This window comes from Micromonospora sp. NPDC093277 (assembly GCF_044765245.1).
In the GTDB taxonomy this organism is placed as follows: Bacteria; Actinomycetota; Actinomycetes; order Mycobacteriales; family Micromonosporaceae; genus Micromonospora.
Window position 1 is genome coordinate 81,999 of the sequence record NZ_JBIWJO010000007.1, and the last position, 25,975, is coordinate 107,973.

At 73.8% G+C, this 25,975-nt stretch carries 19 protein-coding genes and 2 pseudogenes; 7 read left to right on the forward strand and 14 right to left on the reverse strand.

The annotated features are described in order from the left end of the window. On the reverse strand, positions 1-1,242 hold the full coding sequence (locus ACIRG9_RS16925) for a PspC domain-containing protein (RefSeq protein ID WP_402856301.1): 1,242 nt from the start codon (positions 1,240-1,242) through the stop codon (positions 1-3). Between the two features lie 203 nt (positions 1,243-1,445). Between ACIRG9_RS16925 and ACIRG9_RS16930 the strand changes: the two genes are divergently transcribed. From ACIRG9_RS16930 to ACIRG9_RS16940, 3 genes and pseudogenes are all read left to right on the forward strand, one after another. Then, a complete protein-coding gene (locus ACIRG9_RS16930) occupies positions 1,446-3,326 on the forward strand; it encodes a PspC domain-containing protein (RefSeq protein ID WP_402856304.1) in 1,881 nt (626 codons plus the stop codon). Next, positions 3,323-3,613 (forward strand): annotated as a pseudogene (locus ACIRG9_RS16935) (hypothetical protein); the annotation flags it as partial. The gene ACIRG9_RS16930 and the pseudogene ACIRG9_RS16935, both read left to right, overlap by 4 nt. 586 nt (positions 3,614-4,199) lie before the next feature. Further along, positions 4,200-5,444: a phosphatidylserine decarboxylase gene (locus ACIRG9_RS16940; protein WP_402856307.1), complete on the forward strand. Its 1,245-nt coding sequence runs from the start codon at positions 4,200-4,202 to the stop codon at positions 5,442-5,444. 58 nt (positions 5,445-5,502) lie between these two features. Here ACIRG9_RS16940 and ACIRG9_RS16945 read toward each other — a convergent pair whose 3' ends face one another. The 3 genes from ACIRG9_RS16945 to ACIRG9_RS16955 form a co-directional block, all read right to left on the reverse strand. Beyond that, positions 5,503-6,414 (reverse strand): CDP-alcohol phosphatidyltransferase family protein, encoded by a 912-nt coding sequence (locus tag ACIRG9_RS16945; protein WP_402856310.1) that lies wholly within the window; start codon positions 6,412-6,414, stop codon positions 5,503-5,505. A gap of 349 nt (positions 6,415-6,763) precedes the next feature. Then, a complete protein-coding gene (locus ACIRG9_RS16950) occupies positions 6,764-7,675 on the reverse strand; it encodes an NUDIX hydrolase (protein WP_402856313.1) in 912 nt (303 codons plus the stop codon). Positions 7,676-7,773: 98 nt separating this feature from the next. After that, positions 7,774-8,721: an NUDIX domain-containing protein gene (locus tag ACIRG9_RS16955; protein WP_402856315.1), complete on the reverse strand. Its 948-nt coding sequence runs from the start codon at positions 8,719-8,721 to the stop codon at positions 7,774-7,776. A gap of 144 nt (positions 8,722-8,865) precedes the next feature. Between ACIRG9_RS16955 and ACIRG9_RS16960 the strand changes: the two are divergent. Continuing rightward, a pseudogene (locus ACIRG9_RS16960) lies at positions 8,866-9,216 on the forward strand (PspC domain-containing protein); the annotation flags it as partial. A gap of 166 nt (positions 9,217-9,382) precedes the next feature. On the opposite strand, the gene guaA reads toward ACIRG9_RS16960, so the two are convergent. Then, on the reverse strand, positions 9,383-10,936 hold the full coding sequence (guaA, locus tag ACIRG9_RS16965) for a glutamine-hydrolyzing GMP synthase (protein WP_402856318.1): 1,554 nt from the start codon (positions 10,934-10,936) through the stop codon (positions 9,383-9,385). 116 nt (positions 10,937-11,052) lie between these two features. Next, positions 11,053-12,747, reverse strand: coding sequence for an FAD-dependent oxidoreductase (locus tag ACIRG9_RS16970; RefSeq protein WP_402856321.1), 1,695 nt, complete (start codon positions 12,745-12,747; stop codon positions 11,053-11,055). 147 nt (positions 12,748-12,894) lie between these two features. Between ACIRG9_RS16970 and ACIRG9_RS16975 the strand changes: the two genes are divergently transcribed. Further along, positions 12,895-14,013 (forward strand): LCP family protein, encoded by a 1,119-nt coding sequence (locus ACIRG9_RS16975; protein WP_402856323.1) that lies wholly within the window; start codon positions 12,895-12,897, stop codon positions 14,011-14,013. A 1-nt stretch (position 14,014) separates the two neighbouring features. Here the strand turns inward: ACIRG9_RS16975 and ACIRG9_RS16980 are convergent, their stop codons facing one another. The 4 genes from ACIRG9_RS16980 to guaB form a co-directional block, all read right to left on the reverse strand. Then, the gene (locus tag ACIRG9_RS16980; protein WP_402856326.1) at positions 14,015-15,469 is read right to left on the reverse strand and encodes a M1 family metallopeptidase; all 1,455 of its coding nucleotides are present in this window, start codon (positions 15,467-15,469) and stop codon (positions 14,015-14,017) included. 88 nt (positions 15,470-15,557) lie between these two features. Continuing rightward, a complete protein-coding gene (locus ACIRG9_RS16985) occupies positions 15,558-16,922 on the reverse strand; it encodes a M1 family metallopeptidase (RefSeq protein ID WP_402856329.1) in 1,365 nt (454 codons plus the stop codon). A 210-nt stretch (positions 16,923-17,132) separates the two neighbouring features. Further along, positions 17,133-18,251 (reverse strand): GuaB3 family IMP dehydrogenase-related protein, encoded by a 1,119-nt coding sequence (locus tag ACIRG9_RS16990; RefSeq protein ID WP_402856331.1) that lies wholly within the window; start codon positions 18,249-18,251, stop codon positions 17,133-17,135. Positions 18,252-18,279: 28 nt separating this feature from the next. Further along, on the reverse strand, positions 18,280-19,842 hold the full coding sequence (gene guaB, locus ACIRG9_RS16995) for an IMP dehydrogenase (protein ID WP_402856334.1): 1,563 nt from the start codon (positions 19,840-19,842) through the stop codon (positions 18,280-18,282). A gap of 199 nt (positions 19,843-20,041) precedes the next feature. On the opposite strand from guaB, the gene ACIRG9_RS17000 reads away from it, so the two are divergent. Continuing rightward, positions 20,042-20,452 (forward strand): DUF5319 domain-containing protein, encoded by a 411-nt coding sequence (locus tag ACIRG9_RS17000; RefSeq protein WP_402856337.1) that lies wholly within the window; start codon positions 20,042-20,044, stop codon positions 20,450-20,452. Positions 20,453-20,461: 9 nt separating this feature from the next. Here ACIRG9_RS17000 and ACIRG9_RS17005 read toward each other — a convergent pair whose 3' ends face one another. Next, on the reverse strand, positions 20,462-21,268 hold the full coding sequence (locus tag ACIRG9_RS17005; protein ID WP_402856340.1) for a LuxR C-terminal-related transcriptional regulator: 807 nt from the start codon (positions 21,266-21,268) through the stop codon (positions 20,462-20,464). Positions 21,269-21,483: 215 nt separating this feature from the next. Here ACIRG9_RS17005 and ACIRG9_RS17010 point away from each other — a divergent pair, with 215 nt between their 5' ends. Then, entirely contained in the window at positions 21,484-21,867 is a 384-nt protein-coding gene (locus ACIRG9_RS17010; protein ID WP_402856343.1) for a WhiB family transcriptional regulator, read from the forward strand. A gap of 86 nt (positions 21,868-21,953) precedes the next feature. Here the strand turns inward: ACIRG9_RS17010 and ACIRG9_RS17015 are convergent, their stop codons facing one another. The 3 genes from ACIRG9_RS17015 to groES form a co-directional block, all read right to left on the reverse strand. Further along, the gene (locus tag ACIRG9_RS17015) at positions 21,954-23,522 is read right to left on the reverse strand and encodes a sulfite oxidase (protein ID WP_402856346.1); all 1,569 of its coding nucleotides are present in this window, start codon (positions 23,520-23,522) and stop codon (positions 21,954-21,956) included. A gap of 127 nt (positions 23,523-23,649) precedes the next feature. Beyond that, complete coding sequence (gene groL / locus ACIRG9_RS17020) at positions 23,650-25,290, reverse strand: chaperonin GroEL (RefSeq protein ID WP_402856349.1); 1,641 nt, start codon at positions 25,288-25,290, stop codon at positions 23,650-23,652. Positions 25,291-25,360: 70 nt separating this feature from the next. Then, positions 25,361-25,675 carry a co-chaperone GroES gene (gene groES, locus ACIRG9_RS17025; protein WP_089005269.1) on the reverse strand — a complete coding sequence of 105 codons (315 nt, stop codon included), beginning with the start codon at positions 25,673-25,675 and terminating at the stop codon, positions 25,361-25,363. Positions 25,676-25,975 lie beyond the last annotated feature (300 nt).

Below are 25,975 nucleotides of genomic sequence, written 5' to 3' on the forward strand. Positions count from 1 at the left end.
TCACCTGTCCCTTTCCGCCGTGGAGCCGGAGCCGCTGATCGGCAGGATCAGCCGGACCTCGGTCCCCTCCCCCGGCCCGGACCGGATCTCCGCCCGGCCGCCGTGCCGCTTCATCCGCCCGATGATCGAGCCCCGGACGCCGTGCCGGTGATCCTCCACCGTATCCGGGTCGAAGCCCTTGCCCCGGTCCCGTACGAAGACGCTGACCTGATCCGGCTCCACCTCGGCATAGAGCGACACCGTGCTGACCCCGGCGTGCCGGGCCGCGTTGACCAGTGCCTCCCGGGCCGCGGCGACCAGCGCGCCAACCCGCTCGTCGGTCTCCCGGTCGCCCACCACCACCGCCTCCACGGTGATGGCGAAGGTGTCCTCCACCTCGGCGGCGGCCTGCTCCAGCGCCGCGGCGAAGCGCTCCGTCGGCGAGGCGGTCGGCTTGTAGAGCCAGTTCCGCAGCGACCGTTCCTGGCCCCTGGCCAGCCGCTGCACGGTCTTGACGTCGCTGGCGTTGCGCTGGATCAGGGCGAGGGTGTGCAGCACCTGGTCGTGCACCATCGCGGCCAGCTCGGCGCGTTCCTGCTCGCGGATCCGCCCCTCGCGCTCCGACCGCAGCTGGTTCCAGGTACGCCAGAGCACCGGCCCCGTCACGACGCCGACGCCGGCCAGCCCGACCAGCGCGAAGATCACACCGTTGAGCACCGCGTCGAAGTTCTGCACCGGCGAGTAGACCGCGGCCACGCCGATGATGCCGACCGCGACGAGCACCCCGCCACCGACGAAGCGGAGCACGAACGCACGCCGGTCGCTCTCCTCCACCACCGCGCCCAGCCAGGGCACCGCCATCGACCCGCTCCACTGCTGGCGGCGTTCGGGCGCGGACTGGTGCCAGATCACGCCGGCGCCGACCGCGATGATCGCTACCAGCCAGCCGGCGGTGCCGGCGGCGCCGACCGAGTGGAAGGCCATCATCTGGACCAGCAGCACGCCCAGCCCGATCGCCACGAAGGGCAGGAGCTGGGCGAGGTCGCGGCGGGGCGGGACGGCGGTGTCGCCCGGGCGGGGCGGGACGACCGCCCAGAAGGCGGCGTACAGCAGCAGCCCGAGACCGTTCAGCCCGAGCAGCACCATGAAGGCGATCCGGACGCGGAGCACCGAGATGCCGAGGTGCTCGGCGATGCCGGCGGCCACCCCGGCGGCCAGCCGGTGCTCGGTGGCCCGGTAGAGCCGCGGGGGGTGTGGGGTCACGGTGCTGCTGATCGGAGACTCCCGGGGTCGGGCGGGCGGTCGTGGCGGTGGCCGGCCGGCGCCGGCGCCGCTTCGATCGTCACACGGCCGGGCCGCCGGCGACCATCGGGACGCCCCCGACATTCGGAGCCCCGAGATCTCAGGGTGGCGTCAGGGTCGGGGCCGGAGGACGCTCGGGTGGAGCGCGCAGCAGGATCAGAGGTATGACCGAGGAAGCTGCCCGTCCGCCCCAGCCCGGGGCGATGCCACCGGACGGGCCACCGCCACCCCCACCGGCCGGGCCGCCACCGGGCGGGCCGGCCGCCGGCTCCGCGCCGTTCGGGCCGCCACCCCCCGGGTACGCCCCACCGCTTGGCGGTTTCACCTCCCGGTACGGGCTGGTCCGGCCGCGCGACGGCCGCTACCTGGCCGGCGTCTGCGCCGCCATCGGTCGGGCCACCAACACCGACCCGGTGCTGTGGCGGGTGATCCTCGCCGTGCTGGGCTTCTTCGGGGGCATCGGCATCCTGGTCTACGTCACCGCCTGGCTGCTCATTCCCAGCGAGGGGGACACCGCCTCCCCGGTGGAGTCGATGCTCGGCCGGGGCCGGTCGAGCATGTCCCCGGTCACCGTGATCGTGCTCAGCATCGTGGTGGCGGTCGGCTTCGGCTACATCGTCACCAATGCCACGCGGGCGGTGCTGCTCGGCGCGTTGATTCTCATCGGGGGCGCGCTGCTGCTCAACCGCCAGCCGCGCGACACGGCGCAGCGGCCGCCCGCTGGTCCGGCGCCGCAGGCGGGCTGGCCGGCGTCCGGTCCCAGCGCGCCCGGCGCCGGGCCGTCCTGGGGCCCGGCCGGACCGACGGGCTGGGCCGGGCCGCGCGCCGCCGGTCCCGCCGGTCCGGCCTGGCCGACCCCGGGCAGCGCTGCCCAACCGCCCTGGGCCGAGCCCGCGGGGCCGGCGGCCCGGCCCGCGGCCAGCGCCCAACCGGCCTGGCCGACGCCGGGCGGCACCGCCCAACCGGCCTGGCCCGGTGCCGGATCCACCGTGTCACCGGTGCAGCCCGGGGCCGGCGCCCCGGGTCAGGTGGGTGGCGAGCGCGCCGCCTGGTCGGATCCCGAGCGCACAGCCGCCGGGTACCGCCCCGAAGCGGGCGCGGAGCCGACCGTCCAGGTGCCCGCCGAGCCGACGGCCGCGGAGGCCGCCGCCGGGCAGCCCTGGCCGGCGACCGGTTACGCCGCGGGTTCGACCACGAGCCCGGGTGACCGGACCACCGAGACATGGCGGAGAGAGGCGCCGACCTGGCCGGGCACGCCCACGACCGGCGGTGCCCCGCTCGGGCCGCCCGGGTCCGTGCCGCCCCCGTCGCCGGCGGGCGCGCCGACGCCCGGCGGATACCGCCCGCCCTTCGCGCCGCGCGGCCCGTACGCCGGGGCGTACCCACCGCCGCCACCGGCCCCGCCACGGCCAGCGAGGGCGCCGAAGCGGCCGAAGGAGCGCTCGGCACTCGGCGCGATCACCTTCTCACTGATCTTCCTGGCGCTCGGCGTGGTCGCCGTGCTCGACCTGCTCCACGTCTTCCCGATCGGCGCGGCCGGGTACTTCGCCGCGGCGCTGGCCACCATCGGGCTCGGCCTGCTGGTGGGCACCTGGTTCGGCCGGGCCCGCTGGCTGATCGCGCTCGGCCTGGTCACCGCGACCGCGCTCGGCATCGCCACCGTCGCCGAGTCCTACGACCGGGGACGCGGGATCGACGGCACCGTCACCTGGGCGCCGGTCGACTACCAGGACCTGGCCGTCCGCTATCGGAGCAACTTCGGAGACGCGGTGCTCGACCTGCGCTCGGTGGACTTCGCCGAGAAGAACACGGAGGTCACCGTGGATGTCAACTTCGGCAGGCTGACCGTGATCGTGCCGGCGAAGGTCGACGTCACCACGGTGGCCGACGTGAACGCCGGGGACGCCACCGTCTTCGGCAAGCACACCAGCGGGTTCAACGGCCCGACGTGGGAGACCACCGACCTCGGGCCGGACGGCCGGGGCGGAGGCACCCTGCGACTGGTCATCCACATGAACGCCGGAGACCTGGAGGTGACCCGGTGAAGGCCCACCGCACCGACATCGTGTCGTTCGCGTTCGGGCTGGTCTTCCTGGCCCTCTCCGTATGGTGGCTGCTCGCCCGGATCCTCGGACTCACCCTGCCCCCGGTGGGCTGGTTCCTGGCCGGCGCGCTCATCCTGGTCGGGCTGCTGAGCCTGCTCGGCGCGCTCCGGTCAGGACGGCACGCCGACGCCGGGGCCACCCACCAGGCGCCGGACTCCACCGTCGCCGCGCCCTACCTGGACAGCGCCCCGACCAGTGGCGCGACCACCGCCCCCGGGGCGGACGAGCGGGCCACCGACGTGGTGACCGACGCCCCCGTCGAGGCACGCCAGGACCGCCCCGCCGAGGTGGCGTACGGGTCGTCGGTCGAGGCGCTGTCGGCCGCCGGCCCGACCTCGACCGGCGGCTCGGAGGACCCCACCCGCGAACTGGGGGTGCCGCCGAGCGGACCGGCCGGCCCAAGCTCGCCGGCACCTTCGCCGGCCCCGCTCGGGGACACTCCGGACCTAGGCTCCGAACCGGTGACCCGCGAGCTGCCCGCCGCCGACCCTCCGCAGTGGCCGGCCGGCGGCCCGCGTACCGACGGGGAGGAGCCGGGCCGCGACGAGCGCTCGACGGGCTGACCGCGACGGTGCGGGGCGCTGGCGGCGACGCATATGCTGGCTGGCGGAGATCCCGCCTCCGTCGGCCGGCCCGCCCCGTGGCGATCGGCTGTCCGGGGTCGCGGCGCGACGTCAGCCGCGTCGAGCCCGGACGGCCGTGGCCGCAGCCGGCATTCCCGGTCGCCGGGGCCCGTCCGCGGCCCCAGCCCGGCCAGGTCGCCGTGGCGGTCCCGCCGCTTCCCGCCTCTACCTCGTCAGGAGTCCGCCAGACATGACCCAGTCCCCCGCCGTGCGTACCCCCGGCCCGCCCGGCCCGGTGCGCGTCGGCGAGCGCGCCGCCCGTACCCTCGTCGCCGAGTTGGCCCGCCGCAACGACCCGAAGGCCGGCCTGCTGGTCGGCGCGACCCCGGAGTCCGCGGTGCTGGCCGCGGCGATCGACGCGCTGCTCCCCGGCGACCGGCTCACCGTCGTGCCGGCGGAGGGTTCCGCGGCCGCGCTCCGCGAGCACGTGGCGGCCCAGGGCCCCTGGGTCGCCGACCGGGTACGGGTCGCCGACACCCTCGCCGGCGCGGACGCCGCCGAGGTGGTCATCGCCGCCGAGCCGTTCACCGGCACCGCCGCCGAGACCCGGGCGGCCGTCGACGGGTTGTCCAAGTACCTCGCCGAGGGCGCCGTGCTGAGCGTGGCCGCGCCGCTCTTCCGCACCGAGGGTGCCGGGGCCGAACTGGACCGCCAGGGCCTGCTGAACGGTGTCCGCACCGACCTGGTGCTGCGCAACTCCCCGCCGGTCCGGGTGCACCATCTCCGCTTCACCCCGGCGGCCGTCGCGCTCGCCGCCCAGCTCTCACCGGCGTACCGGCCATCGAGCGTGCCGATCACCCGGAGCATGCACATCGACTCCAACGGCGTGGCGGCGGCCGGGATCAGCCTCGGCCTGGCCGCGCTCGCCCGGGTGACCCGGCCGAAGTCGAAGCTCTGGTTGCTGCCGGCGCTGGCCGCCGCGCCGGTGGCCGCGTTCTTCCGGGACCCGGAGCGGGACGTCCCGGAGGATCCGGCGGCCGTGGTCGCCGCGGCGGACGGCCAGGTCCTCTCGGTGCAGCGGCTGCACGACGAGCGCTTCGGCGACGACGAGTGGCTGCGGATCGCGGTCTTCCTCTCCGTGCTGGACGTACACGTCAACCGCTCCCCGGTGGCCGGCAAGGTGGTCGACTACTTCGTCGCGGACGGTGGCTTCGTCAACGCGATGAAGCCGGACGCCGAGCACAACGTCGCGGCGTACACGGTGCTCGACACCGAGCACGGCACGGTGGTGGTCGCGCAGCGTACCGGCCTGATCGCCCGACGGATCGTGCAGCGGGCACCGGTCGGCGCGCTGCTGGCCAGGGGCGAGCGCTTCGGTCTGATCCGGTTCGGCTCGCGCACCGACGTCTACCTGCCGGCAGACGCGGCCGAGCCGCTGGTGGGGCCCGGCGACAAGGTGGTCGGCGGCTCGAGCGTGATCGCCCGCTGGAACTGATCCCGGAACCGAGGAAGGGGCACCGCTCGTCGCGGCGCCCCTTCCTCGTCGGCAGGAGTCAGGCGGTGCGGCGCTGGTGCAGCCACAGCACCGGGCCGCTGACCAGGTAGCCCACCACCACGAGGGCGAAGGTGAGCCGGATGTCGACCAGCGCGCCGAGCACCGGGGCCAGCCAGAGCCACGGCGGCAGCTTCACCAGCCGGGCGAGCTTCGCGTACGGGAAGCTGGAGACCATGGCGAAGGCGAGCAGCGCCACCCCGCCGACCAGCACCCGGCCGGAGACCGGCACCCCGATCGCCACGGTCAGGGCCAGCACGGCCGCCGCCATGGTGGTCGGTACGCCGCAGAAGAACCGGCCGTCCTTCGGCGAGACGTTGAACCGGGCGAGCCGGATCGCGGCGCAGGCCGCGACCAGGGCGCAGGCGACCGCGGCGGCGGCCGGCCGGACCGAACCGGCCAGCGAGGCGTAGACCACCACCGGGGCGGCGATGCCGAACGAGCACATGTCGGCCAGCGAGTCCATCTGGGCACCGAACGGGCTGGCCACGCCGAGCCTGCGGGCGAGCGCGCCGTCCAGCCCGTCGAACACGACGCAGGCGATCAGGCAGAGCGCCGCGGTCCGGACCTCGCCCCGCATGGCCAGGAAGATCGCCAGCATGCCGAGCATCAGGCTGCTCAGGGTGCAGGCGTTGACCAGGGCGAACTTGGCCCGACGGGCGGCGGTGCGGGCACCCGGCAGCAGCGGGATCACCATCGCCGGCGGCTCGTCGACCACCGCCGCGGGGGCGAGGGCCGGGCTGACCGGCATCACCGCCTCGACCTCCGGGTCGAGGCGACCGTAGCGAAGGCGCTGGCGATCGGTCCGGCGGTGGTCGGGGGCGACCAGGTCGGCCGCGGGTGCCGCACCGGCATCGCGGCGGCCCACCCGGACCAGCAGCACCTGGCGGGCGAACGTGCTGCTGCGGCGCAACCCGCCCGCCCAGCGACGCCCTGCGGGGCGCGGACTGTCAGTCGTACGACGCCGGCGCCATGGGGCTCTCGGCACGTTTTCCTCCATCACCGGATCGGCTGGCCGCCAGCGGGGCGGGTGGTCCGGCTGTCTCGTGCCGGGCCTTTCTGGCCCGGCAGCCCATTTGCGGAGTACACCATTGCACAGGGGACAGGGGCTTGGCGATAGCTGCCGGCGGCACTTATAACTCCCTTAACCGCGCGAACCGCTCAGGCCTTCCCATCGCGGACGTCATCGCCCGTTTCCATCGGCCAACCCCTGACTTTCCGACTCTACCGGAGGCATCCCACCTCGACCGGGCGAGCGCCCGTCACCTGCCCCGGCAGCCGGTTGCCAGGGCCGCCACGTCGGTCATCGGCAGATCGCTGACCTGCTCGGGAGCGAACCACGCGGCCCGGGCGGTGGAGCCGCCCGCGAGTTCGGTCACCACCGCCTCGGTCGGGGCGTCGACGCGTACCCGATAGATCACCCGGACGCCGTGCCAGTCCAGCGGTCGCCCCTCCGGGCCGAGCGCGGCGGGATTGTGCAGGTTGTCCACGCCCAGCAGGTCGACCACCCGGCCGAGCTGGCCGGCCTCCTCCACCAGCTCGCGCAGCAGCCCGGCCGCCGGCTGTTCGCCGTGATCGGTGCCGCCGCCGGGCAGGTGCCACAGCCCGGCCCCCGGATACCCGTCAGCGATCATGGTGAGCAGCACCCGCCCGGCCGGGTCGGTGACCAGCCCGTACGCGGCGAAGCGCTGGCGGCGATCGACGGCGGGGGCAGCCGGGGCAGGCGGCAGGGCCCGGGGCAGTTCGGCCGGCAGGGGAAGGACGGGAATCCCGAGCAGCTCGGCGGTGAACGGCATCAGCGGCAGCCTCGCCGCATCGTCCGGCGTGAACCAGCCCAGTTCGTCGCTGCCGCCGGCCGGCTCGGGGCGGAGCGCGCCGCCGCGCGCCTCGAGGTCGAAGACCAGCCGGTCGGTGTGCACCGCGACGCCTACTTCCCGAAAGACGGCCACGTCCGCGACGGCGGCCCGGATCGAGCCCACCGCGACGGCGAGCCCGGTCTCCTCGGCGAACGCGCGCACCACGGCACGCTCCGGGTGCTCCGCGTGCTCGATGCCGCCACCGGGCAGCTGCCACACCCCCGGATACGGGGATCCGGTCGACCCGCGGGCCAGCAGCACCCGTCCGCGGTCGTCCCGCAGCACCCCGTACGCCCCGATCCGCCGCCGCTCCGCCACCCCGCACCATCTCCCCGCTCGCCCACCCCGTCGATCATGAGGTTAGCGGCACCGCCACGGATTCACCGTGCCGTCAACCTCATGATCGGCAAGGCGGGTCAGAGAAGGTGAGCGGCTTGGACGGCTTCGGCGGTCACCTCGGTCAGGCGGTCGGTGGGGAGGGCGCCGAGCTCCTCCCGACGGAACCAGCGGGCCTCACAGGTGGATCCCCCGACGTCGGTCACCGTGGGCGGGGCCGGCTGGTCGACGACCACCCGGTAGAAGGCACGCACGCCGTGCCAGTCGATCGGGTAGCCCTCCGGGCCGAGCGAGGCGGCGTCCCGGTGGCTGGCCACGCCGAGCAGCTCGACCAGGCGGCCGGTCTGCCCGGTCTCCTCGACCAGCTCACGGATCAACGCGGCGCCCGGCTGCTCGCCGTAGTCGGTGCCGCCGCCGGGCAGATGCCAGCAGCCGGCACCCGGATACCCGTCGGAGACCCGGGTGAGCAGCACCCGCTCCTCCGGGTCGGTCACCACCGCGTACGCGGCGAAGCGCTGCGCCCGGTGCAGCCCGTCCGGGCCGGGAACCGCGTAGAACGAGGGGAACTCCGGGGTCTCCTCCGGCACGACGTCGGCGGTGGCGGAGGGCAGGCCCAGGGCCCGTGCGGTGAACGACCGCAGCGGCAGCACCCGGGCCTCGTCGGGGCTGACCCAGCGGGCCAGGTCGGTCGGGTGGCCGACCCGGTCGGCGAGCGTCCCGCCGCGCACCGAGACCGTGTAGAGCAGGCGGTCGGTGTGGATGGTGATGCCGCGCTCGGGCAGCGCCCGCATGTCGGCGATCACGTCCCGGAGACCGGAGACCGCGACCGAGAGGCCGGTCTCCGCCGCGGTCTCCCGGACCACGGTGTGGTTCGGGTCCTCACCGTGGTCGACCGCCCCGCCGGGCAGGGACCAGGTGCCAGGTGTGCCGGAGCGCCGCGATGCACGGACCAGCAACACTCGGTCGTCTGAATCGGCACAAACTGCGTATGCCGCGATCCTGCGCAGCGGCTCCAGCATGGTAGTCACGGGAGGAAATTCTCCCCCGGTGGGGTTACCACCATCGAAAATAGTCGGATTCCTGACTCTCGGCTGGCGTCTCAGGGATCGGTCAGGGTAGGAGTCCGGGCGGTCACCGAGGCCCCCGAACGCCCGAGGCGGGACCGTTGGGGTATGACCTACCAGAGCACCCCTCAGGCCCCGTACAAGCAACTCCGCCGGCCCGTCACCGATCGTATGGTCGCCGGTGTGTCCAGCGGCCTCGGCCGCTACTTCGCGGTCGATCCCACCCTGGTCCGGGTCGGCTTCGCCGTCGCCACCATTTTCACCGGCGGGGTCGCCGCGCTGGCGTACCTGGTCATGTGGTTCCTGATGCCCGAGGAGCCGACCGGCGCACCCGCCTGGCCGCACCCGGCGGGCACCAGCCCGGGCTGGCCCCCGGTCCCGCCGGCCGGGCCGCCGGCGGCCGGTGCCCCCACGCACCCGGGCCCCGCGCCCCAGGCCGGACCGATGCCCCAGGCCGGACCGACGTTCCAGGCCGGACCGGCCCCGCAGGCCACGCCCCAGGCCGGACCCGTGCCGCAGGACGTGGCGACGACCCCGCAGCCCGGGCCGGCGCCGCAGGCAACGCCCGCGGCGGAGGACGAGCCGGCGGCTCAGCCGCCGACGCCGCCGGCGGCCTGAGCCGGGGTCACTCCCACTCGATGGTGCCCGGCGGCTTGCTGGTCACATCCAGGACCACCCGGTTGACCTCGGCCACCTCGTTGGTGATCCGGGTGGAGATCCGGGCGATCACGTCATAGGGCAGCCGGGACCAGTCGGCGGTCATCGCGTCCTCGCTGGAGACCGGGCGCAGCACCACGGGATGCCCGTAGCTGCGCCCGTCGCCCTGCACGCCGACGCTGCGCACGTCGGCAAGGAGCACCACCGGGAACTGCCAGACATCCCGGTCCAGGCCCGCGGCGGACAGCTCCTGCCGGGCGATGAGGTCGGCCTTGCGGAGCACCGCGAGCCGCTCCTCGTCGACCGCGCCGACGATCCGGATGGCCAGCCCCGGGCCGGGGAACGGGTGCCGCCAGACCATCGCCTCGGGCAGCCCGAGCTGCAGGCCGAGCGCGCGGACCTCGTCCTTGAAGAGCGCGCGCAGCGGCTCGACCAGGGCAAACTTCAGGTCCTCCGGCAGGCCGCCGACGTTGTGGTGGCTCTTGATGTTGGCGGTGCCGGTGCCGCCGCCGGACTCGACCACGTCCGGGTAGAGGGTGCCCTGCACCAGGAACTCGACGTCGCCGTGCGAGACGATCTCCCGGGCGGCGGCCTCGAAGACCCGGATGAACTCCCGCCCGATGATCTTGCGCTTCTGCTCGGGGTCGATCACCCCGGCCAGCGCGCCGAGGAAGCGCTCCCGGGCGTCGACCACCTTGAGCCTGATGCCGGTGGCCGCGACATAGTCCTTCTCCACCTGCTCGGCCTCACCCGCGCGGAGCAGGCCGTGGTCGACGAAGACGCAGGTGAGCTGATCACCGACCGCCTTGTGGACCAGCGCCGCGGCGACCGAGGAGTCGACACCACCGCTCAGCGCGCAGATGACCTCCTTGTCGCCGACCTGCTCCCGGATCCGGGCCACCTGCTCGTCGATGATGTTCTCCGGCGTCCAGGTGGGCTCGATGCCGGCGATGTCGTAGAGGAAGCGGGTGAGCATCTCCTGGCCGTGGGCGGTGTGCCCGACCTCCGGGTGGAACTGCACGCCGGCCCGCCGGCCCGCCAGGTCCTCGAACGCGGCGACCGGCGCGCCGGCCGACTCGGCGGTGACCGTGAAGCCGGCCGGCGCCTCGGTGACGCAGTCGCCGTGGCTCATCCAGACCGGCAGGTCGTCCGGAAGGTCGCGGAGCAGCACGCCGGCCTCCGGGCGGGCGTGCAGCGGGGTGCCGCCGTACTCCCGGTTGCCGGTCCTGGCCACCGTGCCGCCCAGCGCCCGGGCCATCGCCTGGAAGCCGTAGCAGATGCCGAAGACCGGGACACCGGCGTCGAACATGCCGGCGTCGAACTGCGGCGCGTCCGGCGCGTAGACGCTGGCCGGGCCGCCGGAGAGGATGATCGCGGCCGGGTTCTTCGCCAGCATCTCGGACACCGGCATGGAATGCGGGACGATTTCCGAGTAGACCCTCGCCTCACGTACGCGACGCGCGATGAGCTGGGCGTACTGGGCTCCGAAGTCCACCACGAGGACGGGGCGAGGGGTGCTCATGCGCAGCAAGCCTACCGACAGTCACCGCCGCTCCGGGCACGCCCCGGCCGGGTCGCGCCGTGAGGTCGTTAACAAGGGGCCCGTGCTATACCGCAGGCGTTAACAGGGGGCCTTCCTTACCGCAGGGCGGCGGGGGCGTGCGCGGGGACGGCGGGGTGGTGTGGGGCGACCGGGGCGAGGCGCCGGTACGCCGACCCGAGCGGCGGGCGCGGGTCCTGCTCGCCCCGGTTGGGCCAGCACGACATGGCCCGCTCGGCCTGCGCGGTGATGGTCAGCGACGGGTTGACCCCGAGGTTGGCCGACACCGCCGCGCCGTCCACCACGTGCAGCCCCGGGTGCCCGTAGACCCGGTGGTACGGGTCGATCACCCCGCGCTCGGGGGTGGACCCGATCACCGCCCCGCCGAGGATGTGCGCGGTCATCGGGATGTCGAACGGCTCGGTGAGAGCGCCACCGGGGGTACCGCCGATCTCCTCGGCGAGCAGCCGGGCGGCCTGGTTGCCGGCCGGGATCCAGGTCGGGTTGGGCACGCCGTGTCCGGGTCCGGAGACCAGCCGCCGACCGAACAGGTCCCGCCGGAACCGGGTGGTGAGCGAGTTGTCCACCGACTGCATGACCAGCGCGATCACGGTCCGCTCGGACCAGCCGCGGACGGAGAGCATCCGGGCCGCGAGCCCGGGCCGCCGGAGCATGCCGCCCAGCCACCGCCGGACCCGGTGCGGGCCGCCGTCGACCAGCATCGACTGGAGCAGGCCCATCGCGTTCGAGCCCTTGCCGTAGCGGACCGGCTCGATGTGGGTCTGCGGATCCGGGTGGAAGGAACTGGTGATCGCCACCCCCTCGGTGAGGTCGAGCCCGCGCCGCCGCGCCTGGCGGAGGTCGACCGAGGCGCCGAGGATCGCCTCCGAGTTGGTCCGGGTCAGCTCGCCGAGCCGGGGCGACAGCCCGGGCAGTGCCCCGGTGGCCCGCATCTCGTGCAGCAGCCGCTGGGTGCCGAGCGCGCCGGCCGCGAAGACCACCTGGTCGGCGTGGATCACCTCGCGGCCCCGGCGCAGCCGGGCGCCGGTGCGCTCGGTGTGCACCGCGTACCCGCCGCCGGTGGCCGGCCGGACCGCGGTCACCGTGGTCAGCGGATGCACCTGGACTCCCAGCCGCTCGGCCAGCCAGAGGTAGTTCTTGACCAGGGTGTTCTTCGCGCCGTGCCGGCAGCCGGTCAGGCACGCGCCGCAGTGGGTGCACCCGGCGCGGTCCGGCCCGGCCCCGCCGAAGTACGGGTCGGTCACCCGCTCGCCGGGCCGGCCGATGTGCACGCCCACCGGGGTGGCGTGGAAGGTGTGCCCCACCCCCATCCGCCCGGCCACCGCCCGCATCGCCCGGTCCGCGCCGGTGACGATCGGATACGTGGTGACGCCGAGCATCCGCTTCGCCTGGTCGTAGTGGCGGGCCAGTTCGTCGCGCCAGTCGGTGATGTCCCGCCACTGCGGATCGGCGTAGAACGCGTCGAGGGGCTCGTAGAGGGTGTTCGCGTAGACCAGGGAGCCGCCGCCCACCCCCGCCCCGGAGAGCACCAGGACCCCACCGCCCGCCTTCCGGTCGGCCGGGCGCAGCAGGTCGATCCGCTGGAGGCCGTAGCAGCCGAGCCTCGGGGCCCACAGGAAGCGCCGGACCCGCCAGGACGTCTCCGGGAACTCGTCGTCGGCGAAGCGCCGGCCGGCCTCCAGGACGCCGACGGTGTAGCCCTTCTCGGCCAGGCGGAGCGCGGTGACGCTGCCACCGAAACCGGACCCGACGACGATCACGTCGTACCGCATGAACGCATCATTACCGACGAGTAGCCATAGCGCCAGCAAGAGATTTTCACGGATCATGCAGGGCGCTCGACGATGCGGGGAGCCGGGCGTACGACCGCCGGCACCCCCGTGACGTGGCCGAGCGACAAACGGGGGAAGGGGTTCACGATGACCGGCGCGAAGCCGAGACGACGGTGGCTGCTGGGGCTGGCCGCCCTGGTGGCCGTACTGCTGGTCGCCGCCGGCGCGGCGGTGGTCACCCGGCTGGCCTCCCGCCCGTCCCCCGGCGGATCGCCGGGTCCGGTCGCCGCCCCCACCTCGCCCAGCGTTTCACCCACGCCGACCCCGGCCAGCCCCACCCCGCCGCCGGGCGCCGACCTCACCGGCCCGCTGAACCTGCTGCTGGTCGGGGTGGACACCCGGGTCACCGTGCCGGGGTGGGAGCCGCACGGCGACGCGGTGCTGGTGCTGCACGTGCCGGCCGGGCTGAACCGCGCGTACCTCTTCTCCCTGCCCCGCGACCTGGTGGTGGACATCCCGGCCTACCCGAAGTCCGGCTACCCGGGCGGTCGCACCAAGCTGACTCACGCGATGAGCTACGGCAGCCGGGTGCCCGGCGACAAGGGCCACCCCAGCGCCGCCCAGGGGTACGAACTGCTGCGCACCACGGTCAGCAAGTACACCGGCCTGCGCATCGACGCGGGCGCGGTGATCACCTTCGGCGGGTTCGACAAGCTGGTCGACACCCTCGGCGGCGTGGACCTCTACGTCGACCAGCGGGTCACGTCGATCCACCGCCGGCCCGACGGGCGGCTGCGGAACCTGAGCGGCAGCACCTACACCGGGCCGCAGATGGTCTACGAGAAGGGCAACCAGCACCTGACCGGCTGGCAGGCGCTGGACTACGCCCGGCAGCGCTACACGGCCGGCGGCGACTACACCCGGCAGCGCCACCAGCAGCAACTGATCCGGGCGCTGGCCCGGAAGATCCTCGACCAGGGGCTGGCCCGGAACCCGGACCAGGTCGAACAGGTGGCGGACGCCCTCGGCGACACCCTGGTGTACGTCGGTGGCGGGCGCCGGCTGATCGATTTCGCGTACGCCCTGGGTGGGCTCTCCGCGGACGCCTTCGTCCTGGTCGGGCTCCCGGGCGACGCGGTCAGCAGCGGCGGCTCCTACCGGGGCGAGCAACTCCTGCCGGTGGGCCGGCAGTTCCTCGCCGCCCTACGCGACGGCACCACCGACCGTTTCCTGGAGGCGCACCCCACCCTGCGGGTCAAGACCTGAGTCACAGCGGCTTCGGGGCGGGTGGGCGGTCGGTGCCGTAGAGCCAGGCGTCGAAGAGCTTGCCGAGCTTCTTGTGTGAGACCCGCTCGGCGAGGGCCACGAACTCCGCGGTGGTGGCGTTGCCGTTCTTCTTCTCCGCCGCCCAGGTGCGCAGGATGGTGAAGAAGTCGCTGTCCCCGACGGCCACCCGCAGCGCATGCACGGTCATCCCGCCCCGGTCGTACACCGACCGGCCGAACAGGTTCGCCACCCCCGGCTTCCCCGGCGGCGTACGCCAGACCTGCCCCGGCGCGGTGGCGTACCGCTGCTCGAAGGTGTGCTGGACGGTGGACTGCCCGCTGTGCTCGGCCCACAGCCACTCGGCGTACGTGGCCAGGCCCTCGTTGAGCCAGATGTCCTGCCATTTCTGCAGCGACACGCTGTTGCCGAACCACTGGTGGGCCAGCTCGTGCGCGACCACCCCGGTGTTGTCGCCCTGCTTGAAGAAGCTGGCCGCGTAGACCGGACGGGTCTGCGCCTCCAGCGCGTACCGGATCCGGTCGTCGGCGACCACCACGCCGCCGTACGCGTCGAACGGGTACGGCCCGAAGACGCTCTCCAGGTAGTCGGCGACCTCTGTGGTCCGGGCGATCGACCGGTCCGGGGCGCCCTCGGCCACCTTCGTGCTGACCGCGCTGTACACCGGCCGTCCGTTGTGCTCCCCGGTGGTCACCCGGAACTTGCCGATCGCCACGGCGGTCAGATAGCTGGCCATCGGCGCGTCCTCCGACCAGGTCCAGGTGGTCCAGTCGCCCTTGGTGGTCCGGCCCTTCGGGACTCCGTTGCTGATCGCGGTGAGCCCCTTCGGCACGGTGATCTCGAAGTCGTAGGTGGCCTTGTCGGAGGGGTGGTCGTTGACCGGGAACCAGGTGCTCGCCGACTCGGGCTGGCCGACCGCGATCGCGCCGTCCGAGGTGTGCAGCCAGCCGCCCCCGCCGAGCGCCTCGTTGGCCAGCGCCGCCGGCTCGCCGTCGTACCGGATCTCGGCGACGAAGCCGTTGCCGGCGGTGAGGCCGGTGGCCGGGGTGACGACCAGTTCGTCGTCGGTGCGCGCGTGGCCGGCCTTGTCCCCGTTCACGGTGACCGACCGCACGGTCAGCCCGGCCAGGTCGAGGTTGAACGCGGAGAGGTCCCCGGTCGCGGTGGCCCGCAGCGTGGTGGTGCCGGTGAGCCGGTTCTTCGCCGGGTCGTAGCGGACCCGGACGGTGTAGTGGGCGACGTCGTAGCCGCCGTTGCCGTAGCTCGGGAAGTAGGGGTCGCCGGCCCCGGCCGCGCCGGGCGCGAAGCTCCGCGGGCCGCTCTGCGCGGGCCGCGCCGCCGGCTCCGCCCGGTCCGCGCCGGTCGAGCCGCAGCCGGCGAGCAGCAGCGTGCCGGAAACCAGCAAGCCCAGCCGTCGTCGTCCACCACGCAGCGCCATCGCCTCGACCCCTCCTCGGGCACGACCGTCGCGGCCCCGGCCGGCCGCTCCGCCCGCGGCAGCCTACCCAGCAACGATCACGCGCGCGTCACGGCAGGGCGGGTGCGGTGGCGCCGACCAGCCAGGCGTCGAAGAGCGGGCGCAACGGGCGGCCGGCGACCCGCTCGGCGTACCCGACGAAGTCCGCGGTGGTGGCGGTGCCGTCCCGCCGTTCGGCCAGCCAACCGCGCAGGATACGGAAGAAGGTCTCGTCACCGACCGCGCGGCGCAGCGCGTGCACAGTCAGCGCGCCGCGCTGGTATACCGCGTCGCCGAACATCGCCGCCCGACCCGGGTCCACCGACGGCTTGGTCCAGTCGGTCACCGCGTACCGGTCGGCGAAGGCCCGCGCCACGCTGCGGACGCCGTCGTGCTCGTTCCAGAGCCATTCCGCGTACGTCGCGAAGCCCTCGTTGAGCCAGATGTCGCTCCACCGGGACAGCGAGACGCTGTCGCCGAACCACTGGTGGGCCAGCTCGTGCGCGACCACCTCGGTGTTCGGCCGGCCGCCCCGGAAGAAGCCCGGCCCGTAGACGGGTCGGGTCTGGGTCTCCAGCGCGTACGAGATGCGCGGGTCGGCGACCGCGATCCCGCCGTACGCGTCGAACGGGTACGGCCCGAAGCGGTCGGCCAGGAAGTCGGCGATCTCGCCGGTACGCGCCAGCGCGGCGGCGGCCGGCCCGTCCGCCGGCAGCCCGGCGGCCACCGCGGTGACCAGCGGCTTCCCGGCGTGCGTGCCGGTCGACACCCGGTAGTCGCCGATCACCAGGGTGGCCAGGTAGCTGGCCATCGGGGAGCCCTCGGACCAGTGCCAGGTGGTCCAGCCGTCCTGGCTGGACTGTCCCCCGGGCACCCCGTTGCTGAGCGCGGCGAGCCCGTCCGGGACGGTCACGGCGAGGTCGTAGGTGGCCTTGTCGGAGGGGTGGTCGTTGACCGGGAACCAGGTGCTCGCCGACTCGGGCTGGCCGAGCGCGATCGCCCCGTCCCCGGTGGCCTGGAAGCCGCCGTCGCCGAGTTCGCTGGAAAGCGGTCGCGGCACGCCGCCGTACGCCACCTCGACGGTGAACCGTTTCCCCGCCGGCAGGCCGTGCGCCGGGGTCACCACCAGCTCGTTGCCGTCGCGCCGGTGTTTCGCCGGGGCGTCGTCGACGCGTACCCGGTCGACGGTGAGGCCGGCGAGGTCGAGGTGGAACCGGGACAGGCCGGTGATGGCGGTGGCGGTGACGGTGGCCTGGCCGGTGAGCCGCTTGCCGGCCGGGTCGTAGCGGACCTTCAGCGTGTAGTGGTCGACGTCGTAGCCGCCGTTGCCGGCCCCCGGCACGTACGGATCCCCGACGTCAGCCGCCCCGCCCCGAAACGCCCCACCGTCGTCCCCGCTGCACCCGCCCCCCAACGCCGCGACAACCCCCACCACCGCCGCATACCCCCGCCATCCCCGCCACCCCCGCCATCCCCGCCTCACGGGCCGAGCCTAAGCCGACCCCGCCCCGTCGATCATGGAGTTGTGGCAGATGACGAACCGGAGATCCGGGACATCCCAGGAACCACAACTCCATGATCGGCAACAGGGTGGGGGGGGGGGGGGCGGGGGGTGGGGGTGGGGGGGTGGGGGGTGGGGGTGGGGTTAGCGGTCTAGGAGGAGGTTTACTTTTTGGAATTCCTTCAGGTCGCGGTAGCCGCACTTGGCCATCGCCCGGCGCAGGCCGCCGAAGAGGTTGAGCTGGCCGTCCGGCTCGTCGGCCGGGCCGAAGAGCAGCTTCTCCATCGAGCCGAGCGGCTGGCCGGCCACCTCGAACGCGCCCCGGGGCAGGGACGGGTGGCTGGCCGCCGAGTGCCACCAGGCGCCGCCGGCCGGGGCCTCCTCGCAAAGCGAGAGCGGCTCGCCGAGCATCACCGCGTCGGCGCCGCAGCCGAGGGCCTTGGCGATGTCCCCGGAGGTCTGGATGTCGCCGTCGGCGATCAGGTGCACGTACCGGCCGCCGGTCTCGTCCAGGTAGTCGCGGCGGGCCGCGGCGGCGTCGGCGATGGCGGTGGCCATCGGCACCCGGATGCCGAGCACCGACTCGGTCGTCGACCAGCCGTCGCCGCCGATGCCGACGATCACGCCGGCCGCGCCGGTGCGCATCAGGTGCAGCGCGGTCTTGTAGTCGGTGCAGCCGCCGACGATGACCGGCAGGTCGAGGTCGGCGATGAACTCCTTGAGGTTCAGCGGCTCGTCGGTGGTGGAGACGTGCTCGGCGGAGACGATGGTGCCCTGGATGACCAGGATGTCCACACCCGCGTCGAGGATCACCGGGGCGAGCGCGAGGGTGTGCTGCGGGGAGACCCGCACGGCCACCGTGCCGCCGCCGGCCCGCAGCTCGCGGACCCGCTCGGCGATCAGGTCGGGGCGGATCGCCTCGGCGTAGACCTCCTGGAGCCGCCGGGTGGCCCGGGCGTCCTCGTCCAGGCCGGCCAGCTCCTCCAGCACCTTGGTCGGGTTCTCGTACCGGGTCCAGAGGCCCTCGACGTTGAGCACGCCGAGGCCGCCGAGCTGGCCGAGCCGCACCGCCGAGGCGGGACTCATCGTCGCGTCGGACGGGTGCCCGACGCAGGGGATGCCGAACTGGTACGCGTCGAGCTGCCACGCGGTGGAGACGTCGTCGACGTCGCGGGTACGGCGGCTCGGCACGATGGCGATGTCGTCCAGGTGGTAGCCGCGCTGCGCGGTCTTGCCCAGCCCGATCTCGACCACGTCACGCATGGAGACTCCAGGTGGTTGGGGGTGTTGGTCAGCGAGTGTGGTAGTTGGGCGCCTCGACGGTCATCTGGATGTCGTGCGGGTGGCTCTCCTTGAGCCCGGCCGCGGTGATCCGGATGAGCTGGCCACGCCGGTGCAGCTCGGGGATGCTCTCGGCACCGGCGTACCCCATCGCGAGCCGCAGCCCGCCGACGAGCTGGTGGGCCACCTGGGCCAGCGGGCCCCGGTAGGGCACCTGCCCCTCGACGCCCTCCGGGACCAGCTTCTCGTCGCTGGTCACGTCCTGCTGGAAGTAGCGGTCCTTGGAGTACGACTTGGCCTGGCCACGGGACTGCATCGCACCGAGCGAGCCCATCCCCCGGTACGCCTTGTACTGCTTGCCGTTGATGAAGATCAGCTCGCCGGGGCTCTCCTCGCAGCCGGCCAGCAGGCTGCCGAGCATCACCGTGTCGGCGCCGGCCACCAGGGCCTTGGCGATGTCGCCGGAGTACTGGATGCCACCGTCGCCGATCACCGGCACGCCGGCCGGGCGGGCCGCCCGCGCGGCCTCCATGATCGCCGTGACCTGCGGCACGCCCACCCCGGCCACGATCCGGGTGGTGCAGATGGCCCCCGGGCCGACCCCCACCTTGACGCCGTCCGCGCCCGCGTCCACGAGCGCCTTCGCGCCGGCGTACGTGGCGATGTTGCCGCCGACGATGTCGATCGCCACGTCCTTCTTGAGCCGGGCGACCATCTCCAGCACGGCGCGCTGGTGGCCGTGGGCGGTGTCCACGATCAGCACGTCGACGCCCGCGTCGACGAGGGTGCGGGCCCGCTTGTACGAGTCCTCGCCCACGCCGATCGCGGCGGCGACCCGGAGCCGGCCGGCGGAGTCCTTGGTGGCGTTCGGGTACTGCTCGCTCTTGGTGAAGTCCTTGACGGTGATCAGCCCGCGCAGCTTGCCCGCGTCGTCGACGATCGGCAGCTTCTCCACCTTGTGCTGGCGCAGCAGGTCGAGCGCGTCGTCCTTGCTCACCCCGACCGGGGCGGTGACCAGCGGGGTCCGGGTCATGATCTCGCGGACCGGGGTGGCCGGGTCGGAGACGAAGCGCATGTCGCGGTTGGTCACGATGCCGACGAGCTGCCCCTGGCCGTCGACCACCGGCACGCCGGAGATGCGGTAGCGCCCGCAGAGCGCGTCGACGTCGCGGAGGGTGTCGTCCGGGCTGGCGGTCACCGGGTTGGTGATCATGCCCGACTCGGAGCGCTTCACCAGGTCGACCTGGAGGGCCTGGTCCTCCGCCGAGAGGTTGCGGTGCAGCACGCCGATGCCGCCCTGGCGGGCCATGGCGATCGCCATCCGCCCCTCGGTGACGGTGTCCATCGCGCTGGACAGCAGCGGGACGTTCAGCTCGATGTTGCGGCTGAGTCTGGTGCGGGTGTTGACCCGGCTGGGCACGACGTCCGACTCGCCGGGCTGGAGCAGCACGTCGTCGAAGGTCAGCCCGAGTGGCACCACCCGTGCCGAGCCGGCCGGCAGCTCGGGCAGGTGACCGGCCAGCTCGCCGCCGTCGACGCCGGCGGGAAGGTCGGTGCTGGGCGAATTCTCCACGATTGCTCCCCTGAGCTGGTCGGACGGGTTTCGGCGCGAGGCGGCGCGCGCGGGCACCGGCGGACGCCGCGTGACGGCGCGTCGCTTCATCGTACCCACTGTGCTGTGCCGGCCTGGGCAGCGGCGGGCCGGGGCGTAGGCCCCGCCACAGGTGCCCCAGGGGCGGACTTTCCGGTGTGCCGGGGTCTACGGTGAGGGGGTGCACGACGAGCCCATCGACCCGTTCAACGGCGACCCGGCCGATCCGGCTGCCGGCCTGCACGACCCGCGCGAGGACGACCCGCTCGACCCGCTGACCGAGGTCGAGCGACAGGACGTCCTGGAGGATCTGGCCGACCTGGAGATCTATCAGGCCCTGCTCCAGCCGATCGGGGTACGCGGGCTGGTCATCGAGTGCGAGGACTGCCGCGAGCCGCACTACTTCGACTGGGACCTGCTCCGGGGCAACCTGCGCCACCTGCTCGACTCCGGCCGCCCCCGGGTCCATGAGCCGGCCTACGACCCGGACCCGGACCACTACGTGAGCTGGGACTATGCCCGGGGTTACGCGGACGGCGTGCACGACACCCTGACCGAGGGCACCGAGGACGAGGCCTCCGCCGAGGAGTGACCAGCCGGCTCAGGCGACCAGGCCGGCACGGAAGCCCGCCGCCACGGCGTGCGCCCGGTCGCGGGCGCCCAGCTTGCGGAAGAGCCGGCGCGCGTGCGTCTTGACGGTGTCCTCGGAGACGAACAGCTCCCGCCCGATCTCCGCGTTGCTCTTGCCCTCGGCCATGCCGAGCAGCACCTGGAGTTCCCGCTCGGTCAGCCCGACGGCGTTACGTGCGCCGGCGCGCTGCGCGCCGTTTGCCGGGGCCGTCTCCGGCTCGCCACCGGCCGGGTCGGCCGGGTCGTCGCCGCGCTGCGCCGGGACCATCGTGGGCGCCCCCTCCGCGGGGCCCGCCGACCAGGCCGGCGCCGGCCCGCCCTGGGTACGCCCCGGTGTGGCCGGTCGGGCCGCCCCACCGACCGCGGCGGCGTCCCGGGCCGGGTCGGTCACCCGGTGCCGGGCCGGTCGCCCCGGGGCGGCGAGCAGCAGCAACGCCTTCGCGACCGCGCTGGTCAGATCGTGGTCGGCACCCTGGATGAGCCCTCGCGCGCCGGCGCTGATGGTGGCCGCCGCCGCCTCCGACTCCTCGGCGCCGAGCAGCAGCACCGCGGCCTGCGGCGCGCGGGCGAGCACCCGGCGGACGAAGCCCGCGCTGTCCGGCCGGGTGAGGGCGGTGTCGGCGAGCACCACGTCGACCGGGCGCTCGGCGAGCCGCAGCATCACCTCGGGATCGGAGACCGCCGTCCGGACGGCACCGGCCAGCCCGAGCCGCGCCGCCGCGGAGGTCAGGTGCTGGGCCGCGAGTGGTGTCCGAACGCACACGAGAACGCTACGCACTGTGGTCTCCTCTCCGCCTCAGAGCAGACCACGACGGGGTCGGCCAGGGAGGAGGTTCCGGGCAATCATCCGAACTTTTCCGGCAGATGGGGCATATGACGCGAGTTGCCCGAGGTTTCGATCACAGAGGTGTGAGCGCGGGACCCTCCGGGTACCGAGGGGGCCAGGCCGGAACGGTGGCCCGCGCGGACCGACGCGCGGGAGGAGGGGTGCTGATGTCGAACGTACGCAGACTGCCTGGACCCATCATCGACCTCTGGGACTGGCAGCGCCTCGGCGCCTGCCGCGGACGGGACAGCGCGCAGTTCTTCCACCCGGAGGGTGAACGCGGCTCGTCGCGCCTGCGCCGCGAGTCCGGCGCCAAAGCCGTCTGCCGGGCCTGCCCGGTGCGGGCCGAGTGCGCCGCGCACGCCCTCTCGGTCCGCGAGCCGTACGGCGTGTGGGGCGGCTTCAGCGAGTCGGAGCGGCTCCGGGTGCTCGCCCTCGGCTGGGAGGACCTGGCCGACCGCCGGCAGACCCGGGTCGACGTGGCCCGGCTGGAGGCCCGCCTCGGCGCGCCGCACAGGTCCACCGTGCCGCAGCAGCGCCGGATCGCCTGACCGGGGGGTCATCGGCCACCGGCGGCCGGCGGTCCGCCCTCCTCGGCCCCGCGCCGGCGGTGGTGGCCGATTCCCGCCCGCCCGGCTCAGCCCACCGTGACCCGGACCGTGTGCCAGCCGGTGGCCCCGTCCGGCGCGACCGGGCGGGGCTCCTCCGGCTGCGTCGCGCCGTCGGCGTCGGTGGCCCGCACCTGGAGGGTGTGCTCGCCCGGGCCGGCGTCCCACCGCCACGACCACTGCACCCAGGTGTCCACCGAGACCGTCGGGGCGAGCGTCGCCTCCTGCCAGGGGCCGCCGTCGACGCGTACCTCGACCTTCTGGATGCCCCGGTGCTGGGCCCAGGCCACCCCGGCGACCACGACCGGCCCGGCGGTGAGCCGGTTCCGTGGGCGGGGCGTGTCGATCCGGGACTGGGTCTTGATCGGCCCCTGTGCCGCCCACCCGCGCGGCACCCAGTACGCGTCGAAGTCGGCAAAGCTGGTCAGCTCCAGCTCGGTCACCCACTTGCACGCCGAGACGTAGCCGTAGAGCCCGGGGACGACCATCCGTACCGGGAAGCCGTGCTCGACGGGGAGCGGCTCGCCGTTCATCCCGACCGCGAGCAACGCGTCCCGCCCGTCGCGCAGCACCGCCGTCGGGGTGCCACAGGTCCAGCCGTCGACCGAGCGCCCGACCACCTGGTCCGCGCCCTCCTCCGGGCCCGCCTCGTCCAGCAGTTCCTTGATCGGTACGCCCAGCCAGCGCGCGTTGCCGATCAGGTCCCCGCCCACCTCGTTGGAGACGCAGGCCAGGGTGACGTACCGCTCGACCATCGGCCGGGCGAGCAGGTCGGCGAAGCTCAGCTCGATCGGGTGCCGCACCCGGCCGTGGATGCGCAGCCGCCAGGTCGCCGGGTCCACCTGAGGCACCACCAGGGCGGTGTCGATCCGGTAGAAGCCGCTGTTCGGGGTGACGTAGCGGGCGAGCTGGGCCAGCGACAGGTCCGCGCCGGCCGGCACCGCCGGGGCGGGGGCGGACGGCGCGGGCAGGACGACCGCCCGGCGGGCCTCCGACACGCCCCGCCGGCTGGCCAGCCAGTGCCCGCCCACCCCGGCCACCGCCGCCGCACCGGCCAGCGCCCCCACGCCGCGCAGGAACCGCCGCCGGCCGTCCGGGTCGACCTCCGGCTCGGCACCGTCGCCCCGGTCGTGTGCGGAGGGCGACGCCCAGGCCCACAGGTCAGGCGAGAGCGGGCCGGCCAGCAGCAGCCAGAGTGTCAGCGCGCCCAGCCCGGCCCCGACCAGCGAGGGCAGCGCGGCGAAGGCGCCCGCGCCGGCCCGGGTCAGCGCGGCGGCCACCCCGAGGGCGGCGAACACGGCGATGCCGGCCAGGCCGATCGCCAGGCGCCGGGCCGCCAGCACGCCGACCAGCGCGGCGAACGCGGCCAGCAGCACCGCCGTCCCGACCAGCAGGGCGATCTTGTCGTACGTGCCGAAGAGCGCGATGGCGAACTGCTTGAGCGGCTCGGGCACCAGGTCGACGACGAGCCCGCCGACCGCGATCAGCGGTGCCGAGCGGGGACCGGTGAGGACGGCCACCGGTTCGGCGGCACCGATCGCCACGGCCGCGGCGGTGATCCCGGCCAGCGCGGCCTGGCCACGGGAGGGGCTGCTCACGCCGACCAGTGTTGTCGATCGGACGGGCCTTCCGCCATCCACGTCAGCGTTCCGTAAGCAATACGGATCAGGGCACACCGCCCCGGGAGGCGGTGTGCCCTGATCGACTGCCGTTACGCCCCTGGGATCAGAAGCCCGGGCCGTGCTGGTGGCCGTGCCCGTGGCCGTGACCACCGGCGGCGGCCGGCTCGGCCTTCTCCGGCTTCTCCACCACCAGGCTCTCGGTGGTGAGCAGCAGGCCGGCGATCGATGCGGCGTTGGTGACCGCGTTGCGGGTCACCTTCACCGGGTCGAGGATGCCGGACTTGACCAGGTCGACGTACTCGCCGACGGCGGCGTCGAGGCCGTTGCCCCACTCCTGGGCGGCGACCTTCTGCACCACCACGTAGCCGTCGTGGCCGGCGTTCTGGGCGATCCAGCGCAGCGGCTCGACCAGCGCCTTGCGCACGATCGAGACGCCGACCTTCTCGTCACCGGTCAGGCCCAGGTCGTCGTCGAGCACCGGCAGGATCTGGGCCAGGGCGGCGCCGCCACCCGGGACCGTACCCTCCTCGACCGCGGCCTTGGTCGCGGCGATGGCGTCCTCGATGCGGTGCTTGCGCTCCTTCATCTCGACCTCGGTGGCCGCGCCGACCTTGATCACGGCGATGCCGCCGGAGAGCTTCGCCAGCCGCTCGGCCAGCTTCTCCCGGTCCCACTCGGAGTCCGAGGCCTCGATCTCCTTGCGGATCTGGGCGACCCGGTCGGCGACCTCGCTGGCCTGGCCGGCGCCGTCGACGACGGTGGTGTTCTCCTTGTCGACCACCACCCGGCGGGCGGTGCCGAGCACCTCCAGGCCGACCTGGTCGAGCTTGTAGCCCAGCTCCGGGGCGACCAGCTCGGCGCCGGTCAGGATCGCGATGTCCTGGAGCATCGCCTTGCGGCGGTCACCGAAGCCGGGGGCCTTGACCGCGCAGACCTTGAGGGTCTTGCGGAGTGCGTTGACCACCAGCGTCGAGAGCGCCTGGCCCTCGACGTCCTCGGCGATGATCAGCAGCGGCTTGTTGTTCTGGAGGACCTTCTCCAGCAGCGGCAGCAGCTCCTCGATCGCCGAGATCTTCTGCGTGGTGATCAGGATGTACGGGTCCTCCAGGACCGCCTCCTGCCCCTCCACGTCGGTGACGAAGTTCGGCGAGATGAAGCCCTTGTCGAACTGGAGGCCCTCGGTCACGTCCAGCTCGGTGACGAGCGCGGAGCCCTCCTCGACGGTGATGACGCCGTCGCGGCCGACCTTCTCCATCGCCTCGGCGATCAGCTCGCCGATGGTGGCGTCCTGCGCGGAGATCGTCGCGACGTGCGCGATCGACTCCTTGCTGGCCACCTCGACAGCCTTGTCGAGCAGCGCCTCGGAGACCTTGCGGGCCGCCGCGTCAACGCCCCGCTTGAGGCCGGTCGGGTTGGCCCCGGCGGCCACGTTGCGCAGGCCCTCGCGGACCATCGCCTGGGCCAGCACGGTCGCGGTGGTGGTCCCGTCGCCGGCGACGTCGTTGGTCTTGGTCGCCACCTCCTTGACCAGCTGCGCGCCGAGGTTCTCGTACGGGTTGGTGAGCTCGATCTCCTTGGCGATGGTCACGCCGTCGTTGGTGATCGTGGGCGCACCGAACTTCTTGTCCAGGACGACGTTGCGCCCGCGCGGGCCGAGGGTGACCTTGACCGCGTCGGCGAGGGCGTTGACGCCGTGCTCCAGCAGGTGCCGGGCGTCGTCCGAGAAGCTGAGGATCTTCGCCATCAGTATCCCTTCGAAGCGACGTTGCCCCGGCCCGGCGAGCCGGACCGGGGCAACGACACTGATCGGTTGCTTACTTCTCGATGACCGCGAGGACGTCGCGGGCGGAGAGCACCAGGTACTCCTCGCCGGCGTACTTGACCTCGGTGCCGCCGTACTTCGAGTACAGAACGGTGTCGCCGACCTTCACGTCGAGCGGCACGCGGTTACCCTTGTCATCGATCCGGCCCGGGCCGACAGCGAGGACGGTGCCCTCCTGCGGCTTCTCCTTGGCGGTGTCGGGGATCACGATGCCCGACGCCGTGGTGGTCTCAGCCTCGTTCGCCTGGACCACGATCCGGTCCTCGAGCGGCTTGATCGCAACCTTGGTCGCGGTAGTCACGGGCATACCCTCCTGGGGTACTGGTTTCGTTGCTGGTCGACATGCCGACCAGCGTCAATCTGCCACATGCCACCGGGCGGGGCCGTCGTCGCGGGTGCCGGTCCGCCTGGCGTTCAACCCCCGGACACCTGGGCCCGGGCGTTGGCACCCTCAGGGTGAGAGTGCTAATCGCAGGTTATGCCTCGGCTAGCACTCCGTCAAGGAGAGTGCCAACGTGTCGCGCCGGACACGATGATCCACTCCGGGTGCGGCAGCTGTGGCCTCCTCCAGCCGTGAAGACCGCCGGATGCCGCAAACCGACTCGAT

What these genes read in the sequence shown, in the direction of transcription:
- ACIRG9_RS16930 (WP_402856304.1), top strand. Translation starts at nt 1,446, where the DNA reads ATGACCGAGGAAGCTGCCCGTCCGCCCCAGCCCGGGGCGATGCCACCG.
- ACIRG9_RS16940 (WP_402856307.1), top strand. Translation starts at nt 4,200, where the DNA reads ATGACCCAGTCCCCCGCCGTGCGTACCCCCGGCCCGCCCGGCCCGGTG.
- guaA (WP_402856318.1), bottom strand. Translation starts at nt 10,936, where the DNA reads ATGAGCACCCCTCGCCCCGTCCTCGTGGTGGACTTCGGAGCCCAGTAC.
- ACIRG9_RS16970 (WP_402856321.1), bottom strand. Translation starts at nt 12,747, where the DNA reads ATGCGGTACGACGTGATCGTCGTCGGGTCCGGTTTCGGTGGCAGCGTC.
- ACIRG9_RS16975 (WP_402856323.1), top strand. Translation starts at nt 12,895, where the DNA reads ATGACCGGCGCGAAGCCGAGACGACGGTGGCTGCTGGGGCTGGCCGCC.
- ACIRG9_RS16980 (WP_402856326.1), bottom strand. Translation starts at nt 15,469, where the DNA reads ATGGCGCTGCGTGGTGGACGACGACGGCTGGGCTTGCTGGTTTCCGGC.
- ACIRG9_RS16990 (WP_402856331.1), bottom strand. Translation starts at nt 18,251, where the DNA reads ATGCGTGACGTGGTCGAGATCGGGCTGGGCAAGACCGCGCAGCGCGGC.
- ACIRG9_RS17010 (WP_402856343.1), top strand. Translation starts at nt 21,484, where the DNA reads ATGTCGAACGTACGCAGACTGCCTGGACCCATCATCGACCTCTGGGAC.
- groL (WP_402856349.1), bottom strand. Translation starts at nt 25,290, where the DNA reads ATGGCGAAGATCCTCAGCTTCTCGGACGACGCCCGGCACCTGCTGGAG.
- groES (WP_089005269.1), bottom strand. Translation starts at nt 25,675, where the DNA reads ATGCCCGTGACTACCGCGACCAAGGTTGCGATCAAGCCGCTCGAGGAC.